Annotated in this window: 10 protein-coding genes; 8 read left to right on the top strand and 2 right to left on the bottom strand. The window is 28.2% G+C overall.

What is annotated here, in order from left to right; all coding sequences use genetic code 11:
- Positions 1-693 precede the first annotated feature (693 nt).
- The 8 genes from BN2920_RS19560 to BN2920_RS19525 all read left to right on the top strand — a co-directional run bounded on the left by BN2920_RS19560 (position 694) and on the right by BN2920_RS19525 (position 12,105).
- The gene (locus BN2920_RS19560; RefSeq protein WP_058296638.1) at positions 694-1,587 is read left to right on the top strand and encodes a carbohydrate ABC transporter permease; all 894 of its coding nucleotides are present in this window, start codon (positions 694-696) and stop codon (positions 1,585-1,587) included.
- Positions 1,588-1,606: 19 nt separating this feature from the next.
- On the top strand, positions 1,607-2,518 hold the full coding sequence (locus BN2920_RS19555; RefSeq protein ID WP_058296637.1) for a carbohydrate ABC transporter permease: 912 nt from the start codon (positions 1,607-1,609) through the stop codon (positions 2,516-2,518).
- Between the two features lie 910 nt (positions 2,519-3,428).
- Positions 3,429-4,412: a glycosyltransferase family 2 protein gene (locus BN2920_RS19550; protein ID WP_058296636.1), complete on the top strand. Its 984-nt coding sequence runs from the start codon at positions 3,429-3,431 to the stop codon at positions 4,410-4,412.
- A gap of 175 nt (positions 4,413-4,587) precedes the next feature.
- Positions 4,588-5,442 carry a LicD family protein gene (locus tag BN2920_RS19545; RefSeq protein ID WP_058296635.1) on the top strand — a complete coding sequence of 285 codons (855 nt, stop codon included), beginning with the start codon at positions 4,588-4,590 and terminating at the stop codon, positions 5,440-5,442.
- Positions 5,443-5,709: 267 nt separating this feature from the next.
- Positions 5,710-6,693, top strand: a complete 984-nt coding sequence (locus tag BN2920_RS19540) for a glycosyltransferase family 2 protein (RefSeq protein WP_097919253.1) — start codon at positions 5,710-5,712, stop codon at positions 6,691-6,693.
- A gap of 75 nt (positions 6,694-6,768) precedes the next feature.
- Positions 6,769-8,631, top strand: coding sequence for a polysaccharide biosynthesis protein (locus BN2920_RS19535; RefSeq protein ID WP_058296633.1), 1,863 nt, complete (start codon positions 6,769-6,771; stop codon positions 8,629-8,631).
- Positions 8,632-8,633: 2 nt separating this feature from the next.
- Positions 8,634-10,127: an O-antigen ligase family protein gene (locus BN2920_RS19530; RefSeq protein WP_058296632.1), complete on the top strand. Its 1,494-nt coding sequence runs from the start codon at positions 8,634-8,636 to the stop codon at positions 10,125-10,127.
- A 229-nt stretch (positions 10,128-10,356) separates the two neighbouring features.
- Positions 10,357-12,105: a glycoside hydrolase family 3 N-terminal domain-containing protein gene (locus tag BN2920_RS19525; protein WP_159116950.1), complete on the top strand. Its 1,749-nt coding sequence runs from the start codon at positions 10,357-10,359 to the stop codon at positions 12,103-12,105.
- 66 nt (positions 12,106-12,171) lie between these two features.
- Here BN2920_RS19525 and wecB read toward each other — a convergent pair whose 3' ends face one another.
- The gene (gene wecB / locus BN2920_RS19520) at positions 12,172-13,236 is read right to left on the bottom strand and encodes a non-hydrolyzing UDP-N-acetylglucosamine 2-epimerase (protein WP_058296630.1); all 1,065 of its coding nucleotides are present in this window, start codon (positions 13,234-13,236) and stop codon (positions 12,172-12,174) included.
- 973 nt (positions 13,237-14,209) lie between these two features.
- Positions 14,210-15,058, bottom strand: a complete 849-nt coding sequence (locus BN2920_RS19515; protein ID WP_058296629.1) for a DegV family protein — start codon at positions 15,056-15,058, stop codon at positions 14,210-14,212.
- Positions 15,059-15,077: the final 19 nt, after the last annotated feature.

Below are 15,077 nucleotides of genomic sequence, written 5' to 3'. Positions count from 1 at the left end.
CCAATTTTTCTTGGTATAATTTATATTTTTAGGAATATTATATGTCTAAAAATATGGTTCTCAAATATTTGTAGCAATTATGAAATTGCTTATAAAATTTCTGTAGTGCCCAATAAATAAGGAAAGATCCGAATCGCAGCATAGATGCTATTTGACTATATAATGCTTGGTGAGCTACGAACATAGCTCGTCTTCATCTATTAATGAAGAAGTTTTCTTTTATAGATTCATACATTTTTAAAAATTATAAAATATTAACTTTTTAAATTTTTAACATGTATAAATAACTATGATGTAATTTTAAAATGCATTTATTTACAAAAATAATAATGAGGTGCTTAGAATTTAGATGAAACAAAGAAATAAAGTCCTTATGTGTGGCTCGCTTGCTAGAAAAATGAAGCTAAGAATTCAAACATGCAGACTTGCATCCACAAATGTTTGCTCCAATGTAAAATTGGACAAACAATTGTGGAACAAGTCTACATTAAGAATTCTAAAGCTTCATTTTTGAATGCAGGGCACCGCCCAACATAAGGGCTTTATTTCGGTTATTTCACTCTAAACTTAGTACGTCCCTTATTTAAATTATATTTAGATAAAGAAAAAGCATGAACATATTGTATTGAACAATGAACGATGATAGTATTAAGACGTTCAAAAAATGAACTATAAGAAGAGCGGGTGAATTTTATGATTAATCAAAGCAGAGTTAATGGAAAGATAAAAAAAATACTAACTATTTTATTATTTGTTTTGCCAGCAGCAGTTCCTTTGAGTATATTTTGGATTTATCCTATGGTTAAATCCATATTTATAAGTTTTACTGATTGGGATTATATGAGCTCAATTTATAATATAGTTGGGTTAGATAATTATAAGGCATTAGCGTCAGATGAGATGTTTTATCAGGCATTAAAAAATACATTAGCATTTATGATAGGGACTGTAATACCAACAATAATCATAGGACTTGCTTTAGCTGTTCTATTAAAGAAATCAATAAAAGGTGGCGCTTTTTATAAAGCTATAATCTTTTCTCCATGGATTACGCCAACAGTTGCAATTTCAATAGTATGGTGTTGGATTTTTGAGCCAGAAACAGGACTTGCTAATTATATACTTCAACTATTAAGTCTACCTAAGTCACAATGGCTACAAAGTTCAAGTACAGCAATGGTTGGAGTAATTATAGTAACAGTATGGAAGCAAGTAGGATGGGCTATGGTTTTTTACTTAACAGCTTTAGAAAAGGTTCCGAAGAGTTTATATGAAGCATGTGATGTTGATGGAGCAAGTAAATGGAGAAAATTTAAAAGTATTACATTACCACTTATATCACCTACTACTTTCTTTTTAAGCATAATTTTAATGATAGATTCTCTTAAAGCTTATGATCAGATTAGAGTTTTGACTCAAGGAGGACCATCAGGAAGTACAAGAACAATTTTATATATGTATTATCAAACAGCATTTGAAAACTTTAATACAGGACAAGCTACAGCAATAGCAACTGTATTGTTAATTATTGTTGCAATACTAGCAATATTGCAATTTGGAGCATCAAAGAAATGGGTACATTATTAAATAATAAGGTGGGATTAAAATGGATATAACAACAAGTCCATTTAGGAATATTAAAGAAAATGAAGAAATCGAAGAATTATATATACCAAGAAAGAAAACTAACAAAGAAATAATATGTGAAAGTCTTAGGCATATTATGCTTATTTGTATAAGTATAGTTACTTTTTTTCCTTTCATATGGATGATGACTAGTTCATTAAAAACTAAAGATGAAATATTTCAATTTCCACCTAAATTATTACCACAGGTATTTAACTGGAGCAATTTTCTAGAAGTTTTCAAAGAAGCGCCTTTTGAAGTATATATTGGAAATAGTTTTTTTGTGGCAACAATAATTGTTGCTTTTCAAATAATAGGAAGTGCAATGATTGCATATGCACTTACTCAATTTAATTTTAAGGGGAGAAAAATATTATTTGCAATTATAATGGGGACATATATGCTGCCATCAGCAGCTACTTATGTACCGTGTTATATGATTTTGTCTAAAATTAATTTAATAGATACACTGACAGGAATTATAATTAGTAATCTTGGAAATGTATTTGGAATATTTCTAATGAGACAGGCTTTTTTGCAAATTAATAAAAGTCTAATTGAAGCTGCCAGAATAGATGGTGCCAGTCATTGGAAAATATTATGGAAGATAGTATTTCCATTAACTAAGCCTACATTTATTACTTTTGGACTAATAAGTTTTGTGACTTACTATAATGATTATATGTATCCTTCATTAATAACAAAGAGCCCAGAAAAGTTTTTGATTTCAGCTGGACTTAGACAATTCTTTATTCAAGGGGGAGCATACGGGATCAAGTGGCCAGAAATAATGGCTGCAAGTACCATAACAGTTTTACCCTTATTAATACTATTTTTAGTGGCTCAAAAGTGGTTTATGCAAGGTGTTGGTGATACTGGAGTTAAAGAATAATATAAATAAGGGACGTAGAATCATGGTTTAGTGGATAACAACTGAAATTCAATATATGATATGCTCGTATTGTAGGAAAATTTGAGTTAAAAATTCTACAGACAGAGGCTGTGCCCAAAAATGTTTGCTCCAACAACAAGTGTTGGACAAACAATTTTGGAACAGCCTCTGTCTAAGAATTTAATAACTCAAATTTTCAATACAATACTACGCATATTCATATATTGAATTTCTTTGTTTTTCTCTAAAATCATAGGCATATAACTTTTTTTAGTTATAATTTATGGAACTACTTAGAAAAGTCATCTGTTTCCTAATAAATAATAAAATATCCAAATTACAGTATAGCTACTCTTTTTATAAGTGCAAATTTTTAAGCAGAGAGCCGAAATCTATGATTTTGTGTGAATCGCTTATGCCTACGAATATATATGAGTAGGTATTTCATTTATTTATGATATGCCATTTTTTTAAGGATAAGATATTAACTTTTTAAATCTTTAACATCTATAAATAATTATTTTTTAATCTTAATATGATTATAGTTATAGCAACATAACACTGATACTATAATTTAGATGAAACAAAGAAAAGAAGCTCTCTTGTTGTGCGGAGAATTGCATTCAAAAAATGAGCTTTAGAATTCTTGCATGTAGACTTGTTCCACAATTGTTTGTCCAATTTTACATTGGAGCAAACAGTTGTGGATGCAGTCTGCATGTTTGAATTCTTAGCTTATTTTTTGTAGCAATCAAGCATAACATGAGAGCTTCTTTTCGGGTGTTATCATATAAACTTAGTACGTCCTTTATTTATTTTAGGTGAAATGCTATTGTATTTTTCTATTTAAATAATTATTATGATATAATATAAACGGATATTTATGAAAATATGAAAGGCAGGATTTTTTATGGATTATAAAATAAGCGTAATAGTGCCTGTATATAAAGTAAGAGATAGAATTATCAGAACTTTGGAATCTTTAAAAGAACAAACTTTTAAGGAATTTGAAGTTCTATTTATTGATGATGGTTCACCAGATGACAGTAGTGAATTTGCAGATGCATATTTAAAAGATAGTGACGTGAATTATAGAATAATAAAAAAGAAAAATGGCGGAGTAAGTTCAGCAAGAAATCTTGGAATAAAAGAAGCTAAAGGTGAATATGTTCAATTTTTGGATTCAGATGATTACATAGATAAAAATATGTTATTAGATTTTTATACTAAACTTAAAGAGAAAGATTTTGATGTAATATATTCTTCATATGTTTTTGAAAATAATGATGGTACTCCAATAACTGATAATAAGAATGATTTAAAAGAAGGAATATATTCTGGTATAGAAAGTTCAATTGGATTAGCTTATGGAATCTCATACACTCATATTATGGCAAATATGTTTAAAAGATCTTTACTTATAGAAAATAATATTGAATTTGATGAAAATAGAAAATTTGCAGAAGATATTTCCTTTATGATAAAAACATATGCGCATTCTAAGAAGATATATTGCTTAAATAATATTTATGCTCATTATGTGAAGTGGGAGCAATCAGCCATGAATACTGTTTCTATAAATTATTTAGATGTTTACTATTCAAATATTGAAACGTTACAATACATAAGAGATAAAATAAAAAATTTAGAATTAGAAAAGGCTATGATTCAAAATAGAATTCCAGCCGGAATAGTAAATATTTTTGCAGCCTTTTGTGTTAAGGATGAGTTGCGTGAAAAACTTTATGAATTTATAAATAAAAAAGAAGTGCGAAATGCTTTAGGAAAATATAAAATGGTTAGATTTGAAAAAGATAGATTAAAATATTTAGTATTAAGTAAGATAATACTTATGAGTCCTAACGTTGTAGAAAAGTATTATTTGAAAAAATAAATTAAGCACTTAATGAAATAATCAAATTTTTTCTATCTATGGGCGTGTGGAGTGAGATTAGGGATAATTTTGCAAAGCAAAATTTTAAAATAAATTTCAGAAATTCCTTATGGAGTTTCAACATTAGTTGATCACTGACAAGTGACAATTGATAATTTAAAAGTGAGGTTAATTTATGAATAAAAATTTATATAATGATGATGAATATGTTGATTTAGGGCTTAGAGATGCGCAAAAGTTAATGACAGAAATTTTAAAAGAAGTACATAAAATTTGTGAAAAACATAATATAAAATATTTTCTAGATGCCGGAACTTTAATTGGGGCAGTAAGACACAAGGGGTTTATTCCTTGGGATGATGATTTAGATATAGGAATGCTTAGGGAAGATTATAGAAAATTTTTAGAAATTGCAAAAAAAGAATTACCAGATAATTTATTTTTGCAAACATTTGATAGTGATGAAAATTATGATATATATCAAGTTCCGTGCAAGATAAGATATAATAATACATTATTTATACAAAAAGTAATTGCAGAAAATCCTGATATGCATAATGGAATATATATTGATGTTTTACCTTATGACAGTCTTCCAAAAAGTAAGTTTGTTTATAAAATTCAAAGAAAAATCAGTAATAATATAATAAAAAGTTTTGTAAGAATGCGTGAAATGCCAGAAAAATTAACTTTAAAAAATAAAATAACTCATGCTATTTATAAAATAGTTGTGAATGTATTAAAAGATAAAGGCAGGCAAAGATTATTTTATAAGTTAATCAAATGGAACGATGTAAATTCTCCTTACATGGCATATGGCGTTGATACACCTTGGGATGAATATATATATAAGAAGGAAGATTTTTTTGAGGTTAGTAAATTAGAGTTTGAAGGTGAATATTTTTATGCGCCTAAAAATCCAGATGCAATATTAACACAGTTATATGGAGATTATATGACCTTACCAAAGGAAGAAGAAAGACAATGGCATGCTAAAATAATTAAAGCTCATAAATCTTTAATTAATTAAGAGAATATTAATTAAGGATAATTAAAAATGAATATGAAAATTTACTTAATAAATATGACTATATATTGCATATAAAATGCAATGTGAGTATAATTCAAAGTAGTTATATAGTTTACAATTGACATTTGAAGTTATATAGATGTATCTTGTTTATTTGGGATTAGTGTAATTTTTATTAAGCGTTAAAAATTTTAGATAATAAGTATAAATTTTAACTATAAACCGTCAATGATTAACTACCAACTGATGAATAAGGAGCGTATGACATTGATAAATGTATCTATAATTACTCCCGTATATAATGTAGAGAAATGCATTGAAAGAAATATAAAATCAATAATAAATCAAACAGATAAAAATTTTGAATTACTTCTTATAGATGATGGTTCTCCAGATAAAAGTATTGAAATTGCAGAAGGATTACTTAAAAATAGTGATATTAATTATAGAATAATAACACAAAAAAATTCTGGAGTAAGTGTTGCAAGAAATAAGGGTATAGAGGAAGCTAACGGTGAATACATAACATTTTTAGATTCGGATGACTATTTCCATGAAAACTTTATTGAGCATATGTATAATAAGGCTAGAGAAACAGAATGCGATATAGTTTTTTGTGATTATAGTGAAGTAAATTCTGAAGGTGACACTTTAGTTAAGAATAGAACAAACTATTTAGAAAATTACATAGATGGTAAGAGTGCTGCATTTAAGCAGTTAAGCGATGATATTACAATAGGGATGAGAAGTGCAATATATAAAGCTTCAATAATTAAAGAGAATAATTTGTTTTTTGATAGTAATAGAAAATATGGAGAAGATATGATCTTTATAGTAAAGGCTTTAATGCATTCAAAAAAAGTTATATCAGTAAATGAAGTATTGGCATATTATGTTATTTGGGAAAATTCAATAACACAAAATGTATCTTTGAAGCATTTAGACTGCTATAATTCATATGTTGATTTACTTGAATACGTAAGAAAAAGTGGAGAATATAAAGAAATTCAAAAATTCTTAGTTGAATTTAAAATTCCATACTCCATTTCACATATATTCTCTGTATTTTCAAGAAATAAAGATTTTTATGAAGCTTTATTTGAATTTTTAAATAAGACAGATGTTAAAAAGTATCTTGAGAATTATAAAATTCAAAGATTTGATAAAAATAATATAAGATACTTTATTCAGTGTAAAAGTATAAGATATTGTCCAAAACTAATGTTAAAGATATTTAATGTTTTAAGATAGAAAAATAATTATTATTTAATTGAACAATGATCGATGATTTAATTTATTCATTGTAGAGTGAGTAAGGAGTTCGTTATGAGGATTTGGAAAACACTAACTATTATGATAATTGATTTATTTATGGTTAATATGGCATACCTTTTTGCCATAAATATAACTCAGTTAGGTTCATTTACTGAAATTGCAGGAATCTACTCAAAAGATGTAGTAGTGTTAAGCTTAATATACTTAGTATGTTTCTATTTATTTAAAATGTATGATAGTTTATGGCACTTAACAGGTACTGATGAATTTTTGCTTGGAGTCGGAGGTAATATTCTAGCTAGTATATTAACTATAGCATATACTAGAGGGTTTGGAGCAACAATTCCATTAAACGTATGTGTGGTTGGTACATTACTTGCAATTTTCTTTGTTTTAGGATATAGAATTCTTTATAGAGTCTATAGAAGAATTCTTTTATATGTACCATACAAATATTCGGCAGATCAGCAAAGAGTAATGGTTGTTGGGGCAGGATCAGCAGGAACAATGATTATAAATGAAATACTTTCAAGAAGAGAGCTTAAATATAATCCTATTGTTCTTATTGATGACGATAGAGATAAGCTTGGAAGAAGAATTTCAGGAATAAAGATAGAAGGTAATAGACATGATATTCCTTACATTGCAAAAGAACAGGAAATTGATTTGATATTAATTGCTATTCCTTCTCTTGATAATAAAAATAAAGCAGAAATAATAGATATATGTAAAGAAACAAACTGTAAGCTTAAGATTATACCAGGAATGTATGAAATAATTAATGGTGATGCTACAGTTAGTAGAATTAAAGATGTAGATTTAGAAGATTTACTTGGAAGAGACCCTATTCAGCTTGATAATAGAGGAATAGCAGAGTACATAGAAGGAAAGACTATTTTAGTTACTGGAGGCGGTGGGTCCATAGGATCAGAGCTTTGTAGACAAATTGCTGTATTTAATCCTAAAAAATTAATCATATTTGATATTTATGAAAATAATGCATATGATATACAAAACGAGCTTAAAGACAGCTTCCCTGATCTAGAGCTTAAGGTACTTATTGGATCTATTAGAGATAGAAATAGACTTCATGAAATATTTACGAAAAATAATATTGATGTTGTATTCCACGCAGCAGCACATAAGCATGTTCCTTTAATGGAAGATAGTCCTAAAGAAGCTATTAAAAATAACGTTTTTGGAACATTAAATTTAGCACTTGAAGCAAGTGAAGCGAAGATTGATAGATTTGTAATGATTTCTACTGATAAGGCAGTTAATCCAACTAATATAATGGGTGCGACTAAGAGATTATGTGAAATGATTATTCAAGCTGTAAATAAAGAATCAGAAACAGAATTTGTGGCAGTAAGATTTGGTAATGTTCTAGGAAGTAATGGTTCCGTAATTCCGTTATTTAAAAGACAAATTGCTAATGGTGGGCCTGTAACAGTCACTCATAAAAAAATAATAAGATATTTTATGCTTATTCCAGAGGCAGCTCAGCTAGTACTTCAAGCAGGTGCATTTGCTAAAGGTGGAGAAATATTTGTATTAGATATGGGTAAACCTGTTAAAATTTATGATTTGGCATGTGATTTAATACGCCTTTCAGGACTTGAACCTAACAGAGATATTAAAATAGTATTTACAGGATTAAGACCGGGAGAAAAATTATATGAAGAACTTTTAATGAGTGAAGAAGGTTTAGAAGACACAGTTCATAAAAAAATTCATGTAGGTAAACCAACATTTGAAGATATGAATAGTTTGACAATAAAGCTTGAACAATTACGTAAATTATTAGAAGTTGATGACATAAAAGAACTTAAACGACAGATGCAGTTAATAGTGCCAACATATCACTATAAAAACGAAGATGAGGTAGCTGCTGAAAATGCAGATAAGGAGTAAATATGACGAGAGAAAATAAATCTACAATAATATTATCATTAATTGTTTGTGGAATAGCTGCAATATTAGGAGTTTTGAATAAGAGTTATCTAGTTTCAGGAATGTATATAGGAACAGTTATTTTGGCAAGCATAATAATGAGAGAAAAAGAAATATATGATCAATTATATGCAATACTTTTAATTTCATTGTGTTATGATTATGTGTTACATGTGCCAGGAATAGAAAGTGTATATATGTTTCATATAGTTTTAGCTATATTTACATTAATGTCACTTTATAAATTTTTTAGAGAGCATGAAGTATGGGAAAATATTAATAAAGTTATATTATGTATTTTTGTAATATGGTTTATTTATATGTGTATAAGTGTAACATGGGCTTTAAATAAAAGTTTAGCAGTAAAATATATAGCAATATATATTATGATGTTTGCGTTTATAGTAGATTTAATGATCTATAACATAAATCGAAAAAGATTAGAAACTACAATTAAAGTTGTTTTGGGGATAATATCATTAACTGTATTAGTTGGATTTGTTGAAGTATTACTTGGACATCAGCTTCCAGTTAAGCATTATGCAGATTCATTTGAAAATTTATCACAATTACATAGAAATATGATTAATGCAAGACCAATAGCCTTTTCATTTAATACAAATAACTTAGCAGCAACATTAGCTATTCTTTCTCCATTATGTTTTTATGCAATTTATAAATTCGAAAATATAATATTAAAAGTATGGTTCATAATAGTGTCTATTGCAGCTTTTGGCTTAATAGTTGTAACTACTTCAAGAACTGGGTCTTTTGCCTTTATATTTGGATTTATAGTTTATATAATATATTCAATATGCAGTATAAGACGATTAGGCGTAAAACAGATAATATTTCCACTTATATTAATAGGAGGATTTTACATAGCTTATAATTATAGTGGATATTTAGTTAAGGTTGCCCCGGTAGATGGAGAAAAAGTGGAGAATATTACACTTTCGGATAAAATTCATGCATTAGAAGAGATGCAATTTGAAGAAGGTGGAGAAGGGTCCGTAAATGTAAGAGGAACAATAATAAAAGATGTACTAGTTGAAGGATTAATACATAATAAGAATTATTTAGGATATGGTGTAGGAAATGTTGAACAATATGTAAGAAATCAAGGAAATACAGGGACTGTATTCAGTCCTCATTGTTATCCAATTGAAATATTAGCTGACTTTGGTGTTCCAGGTGTAATATTATATGGAGTTTATTATTTATACTTATTAATATCTAATATAGTTATTGGAATACAGAAAAAAAGTGTAATGTGCTTTGCAGCAGTTTCTGGTCTTATAGCATTTGCACCAGCAAGTTTTGGACCAAGTTCAATAACATACGTATTTTCTTATTGGCTTTTAATTGCATTTTCTATAGCGTGTATACAAGTTTATAGAAAAGAAGATACAGGTTCTTTTAATAGAACAACTTTTAAAGAATTTAAATTTTATTAAGAATTAAGTAATGTTTCAAAGAAAAATTTATATTTTTCTTTGAAACATTTTTTACTTTTAATAGATTATAATAAAATAAATGAATTTTGAATTAATATTAAGTTTATCTTAAAAAGATATTCCATGGAATATTGATAGAATAATAGGGAATAGGATATACTTGAAAGTAAAAGTCATATGAAAATATTAAAATCTGAGTGAAAAATTATAAAGGAATTGATGAATGGTTATGAGAAGAATGATTTATTTTTTAGTTATTTCTATATTTTTATTGACTACAAGTGGTTGCTCTGTTTATAAAGCAGAAAATTATAAGGAGCCATCTGGTTCAAATAAAAATGATATTATTGATAATAAGAAAGAGAAAGAACTATCAGAAGAAGAAATTTTAAATCAAAAAGCAAAAGAGATAATGACTGATATGACATTGGAACAGAAAATAGGTCAATTATTTATTGTAAATTTAGAAGATGTAAATAATGGATTGGAAAGTATGGTCTTTACAGAATCTATAAAAGAAAATATTAATAAATATAATGTTGGAGGAATAATATTATTTCAAAATAATATTAAAGATAGAGAACAAGTAAAATTATTGATAAACAATATTCAAGATAATAGTAATATACCTTTATTTATTTCAGTAGATGAAGAAGGTGGAATAGTATCAAGATTATCTGATATACCATCAATAGGAGTTACTAAATTTGAAAATATGGCTGATATAGGAGAAAAGAAAGACTACAATAGAGCTTATGCTGTAGGAAGTACAATAGGGAAAGAGATACATGAACTTGGTTTTAATTTAGATTTTGCACCAGTAGCTGATGTTATTACAAATCCGAATAATACAGAGATAGGAAGAAGAGCATTTGGTTCGAACCCTGAAGTTGTAGCTAATATGGTAAAAGAGGTTGTAAAAGGACTACAAGAAAATAATGTTTCAGCTACATTAAAACATTTCCCAGGACATGGTGGATCAGAGGCAAATTCGCATAATGAATTTTCTTACACACCACAAACTTTAGAAGGTATGAGAAAAACAGAATTTTTGCCTTTTATATCAGGAATAGAAGAAGATGTGGATTTTATAATGATATCTCATATTTCTGCACCTAATGTGACAGGGGATAATACTCCATCTTCGTTATCTAAAACAATAATAACTGATTTATTAAGAAAAGAACTTGGATATGAAAATATTGTTACTACTGATGCGCTTAATATGAAAGCCATATCTAACTATTATTCACCAAAAGATGCTGCAATAATGGCAATCAATGCAGGCGCAGATGTACTTCTTATGACACCAGATTTTCAGAATGTATATGATAATTTATTGGAATGCGTAAAAAATGGAACTATTTCAGAAGAAAGAATAAATAAATCTGTAGAAAGAATTTTAAAAGTTAAAATAAAGAGAAATATAATTTCAAATTATAAAACTTCTTCAAATAGTGAAGGAGGAAAAGTTAATCCAGAAAATAATTCAAAAGAGGAAAATTCACAAAAAGAATTAATTGATAATATTACCCAGTTAGCAAAGAAAGGGAAAATAATTAATAGTGAATTTCAAGTTAAGTCTACAACTATTCAAGATGTAGAAGAAAAGCTTGGAAAGGCTGACACATCTGACTTTGTATCAGAAGCTAAAGGGGTGTATTATACTTTTTCTAAGGCTAATGTAGCTTTTGGATGTAATAAAGGAGATCAAATTTTTGAAGCTAGGTCATTTGATAGTAAGTTAGGAGAACTATCACTTTCTAATGTAAAGAAAGTGTTAGGAGAACCAGCATATAGTTCAAAGTATGACAATGAACAAATTATAGGTTATACGGCAGGTGCTGAATTTAAGATTTTATTTGTATTTAAAGAATCCCAAAATGGTGAAAATGATCTTGTGTTAGATCACTATTCTGTTTTGTATCCTAAGGGAACGGGGAATAATATGGCAGATGATCCAGGTAGGGAATGGTAATAAATAATATTGAAATGGGATATATACTAGTTTTATTAGTACATATCCCATTTCTTTAAATTTATATTAGCCTAAGTATTTTTCTATTATATCAGTAATGATTGAAGAGGTATCTCCATTACCAAAAGCAGATGCTGGAGTACCGGTAGGATTAAAGTTTTCAATTGCATCTAGTATTTTGCTCGAATCACTTCCAACTATTATATTCCATCCATTTTGTACTGTTTCAATCCATTCTGTTTCATCTCTCATTGTAATGCATGGTTTCTTTAAGAAGTAAGCTTCTTTTTGAACTCCGCCGCTATCTGTTACAATTTTACATGCATTTTCTTGAAGAGAAATCATTTCTAAGTACCCAACAGGATCAATTATTTTAATGTTGTCTCCAACGTTTAAATTATATTCATTTATAAATTTTTTGGTTCTAGGGTGAAGTGGCAATATTATTTTTTTACCAGATTCACTCAAAGCTTTTATTATTGAAGTTAATCTTTCAATGCTGTTTGTATTTTCAGCTCTATGTATAGTTGATAAAATATAGCTGTTTGGGGCTAAATCTAATTTTTGTGTTATTGTAGAAACTTCTTTTGCTCTTTCTTTAAATAGATTAATAGCATCATACATAACATCTCCAGTGTTGTAAACACCTTTTGTTATGTTTTCTTTAGATAAATTATCAATTGCAGTTTGTGTTGGTGCAAATAATAAATTAGAAATGTGATCTGTTAGTATTCTATTTTGTTCCTCAGGCATTGCCATATTAAAGCTTCTAAGTCCTGCTTCGACATGAGCAACTGGAATTAATAACTTACTTGCGCATAATGCACCCGCTAAAGTTGAATTTGTATCACCATATACTAAAACCATATCTGGTTTCTCTTTTAAATATATATCTTCAAGAGCAATTAACATGCTTCCTGTTTGATGGCCATGATTAGAAGAACCAATACTTAAATTATAGTCAGGTTTTGGAATTCCTAATTCTTCAAAAAAGATATCAGACATATTATTATCATAATGTTGACCAGTATGAACTAATATTTCACTATTACCATTTCTTCTTACTTTGTTTGAAACTGTAGCAGCTTTAATAAACTGTGGTCTCGCACCTATGACAGTTAATATTTTCATAGAGATTGCCTCCTTAAGTTTTACTTAATAAATATAAAATCATTTTATCATATATACAAACTTAAGCACAACATAAATAAGGGACGTAGAATCATGGTTTAGTGGATGACAACCGAAATTCAATATATGATATGCTCGTATTGTAGGAAAATTTGAGTTAAAAATTCTACAGACAGAGGCTGTGCCCAAAAATGTTTGCTCCAACAACAAGTATTTGACAAACAATTTTGGAACAGCCTCTGTCTAAGAATTTAATAACTCAAATTTTCAATACAATACTACGCATATTCATATATTGAATTTCTTTGTTTTTCTCTAAAATCATAGATATCTAACTTTTTTAGATATAATTTATGTTTTAGGAATATTTCATGCCTAAAAATATATTTTTCAATCACTTATAATAATTTATGGAACTACTTATTCCCCTGCATCACCCAATAAATAAGGAAAGTTCCAAATTGCAGCATAGCTGCTCTTTGGCATATAATGCTTGGTGAGGTACGAATTTAGCAGTATAGCCGCTATTCATCTAATGATGAATAGGTTTCCTTATAAGTGCACATTCTTAAGAATATATATCCTTATATTTATAAATTTATACTTTTAAAAAATGATAAAATATTACCTTCTTAAATCTTTAACATTTATAAATAACTATTCCTTAATTTAAAAATGTATTTATGTATAGCAACAATAGTACCACTACTCTGAATTTAGATGAAACAAAGAAATAAAGCTCTTATGTTGGCGGTGTCTTGCATTCAAAAATGACGCTTTAGAATTCTTCATTTAGACTTGTTCCACAATTGTTTGTCCAATTTTACATTGGAGCAAACATTTGTGGGTACAATGTCTGCATGTTTGAATTCTTATCGTCATTTTTGTAGCAAGCGAGCCACACATAAGAGCTTTATTTCGGTTATTCCAATCTAAACTTTCTACATCCCTTATTTATATGTTGAATTTTAAATTAATAAAGTTTCTCTACTATTAATCCAATTAAGCCTGGACCAGTATGGACACCAAGGACAGGGCTGATGCATCCACCTAAATTACATTCAACTAAATTATCATAATCTTTTATTGCTTCATAAAGCATTTGTGCTTTATCAGGAGCATTACCATCCATGATCCAAACTTTGCATGGACCTTCATCTGTGTAAGGTTTTAATATTGATGCTAATTTTGATATTGATTGATTAATACCTCTTATTTTAGAAACTGTATGATATATTCCATCAGTACCTACTGTAATTATAGGCTTTAAGTTAAGAACACTGGCTATAGTACCAGAAACCTTTCCGATTCTGCCTCCTTTAATTAGGTACTCTAATGTTTCCATAGTGAAGAATACATCGACTTTATCAATAAAAGTAGGAAGAATTTTTATGATTTCATTAAAAGGTCTGCCAGAATTTATCATATTTAAAGCTTCTAGAGCTATTGCACCCTGGGACATTGTGAGTGTCATAGAATCAAGGACAAAAGTATTAATATCAGGAACACTTTCAGCAGCTAATCTTGCTGAGTTAAAACTACCAGATAGACCGCTTGAAATTGTAATTATTATTGCATGTGTATAGCCGTTTTTTATTGCAGTTTTTAAGGCAGAAGCATAACTATCAACACTTGGAAGAGAAGTTGATGGAACCTCTCTTTTTAATAACTCATAAAGAGTATCAGAATTGATGTCAACACCATCAATATATTCTTTATCTGAACATATGACCTTAAAAGGTACAATAGTAATGTTATTAAGTTTTGCAAAATCTTGCTTTATATCAGAAGCACTGTCAACTATTAATGCTATTTTCTCCATGTATAAATCCTCCAAATAT

It is taken from the genome of Clostridium neonatale, assembly GCF_001458595.1.
In the GTDB taxonomy this organism is placed as follows: domain Bacteria; phylum Bacillota; class Clostridia; order Clostridiales; family Clostridiaceae; genus Clostridium; species Clostridium neonatale.
The sequence above is the reverse complement of the archived record's forward strand: the minus strand, read 5'-3'. Positions and strand labels throughout refer to the sequence as shown.

What these genes read in the sequence shown, in the direction of transcription:
- BN2920_RS19560 (WP_058296638.1), top strand. Translation starts at nt 694, where the DNA reads ATGATTAATCAAAGCAGAGTTAATGGAAAGATAAAAAAAATACTAACT.
- BN2920_RS19555 (WP_058296637.1), top strand. Translation starts at nt 1,607, where the DNA reads ATGGATATAACAACAAGTCCATTTAGGAATATTAAAGAAAATGAAGAA.
- BN2920_RS19550 (WP_058296636.1), top strand. Translation starts at nt 3,429, where the DNA reads ATGGATTATAAAATAAGCGTAATAGTGCCTGTATATAAAGTAAGAGAT.
- BN2920_RS19545 (WP_058296635.1), top strand. Translation starts at nt 4,588, where the DNA reads ATGAATAAAAATTTATATAATGATGATGAATATGTTGATTTAGGGCTT.
- BN2920_RS19535 (WP_058296633.1), top strand. Translation starts at nt 6,769, where the DNA reads ATGAGGATTTGGAAAACACTAACTATTATGATAATTGATTTATTTATG.
- BN2920_RS19530 (WP_058296632.1), top strand. Translation starts at nt 8,634, where the DNA reads ATGACGAGAGAAAATAAATCTACAATAATATTATCATTAATTGTTTGT.
- BN2920_RS19525 (WP_159116950.1), top strand. Translation starts at nt 10,357, where the DNA reads ATGAGAAGAATGATTTATTTTTTAGTTATTTCTATATTTTTATTGACT.
- wecB (WP_058296630.1), bottom strand. Translation starts at nt 13,236, where the DNA reads ATGAAAATATTAACTGTCATAGGTGCGAGACCACAGTTTATTAAAGCT.
- BN2920_RS19515 (WP_058296629.1), bottom strand. Translation starts at nt 15,058, where the DNA reads ATGGAGAAAATAGCATTAATAGTTGACAGTGCTTCTGATATAAAGCAA.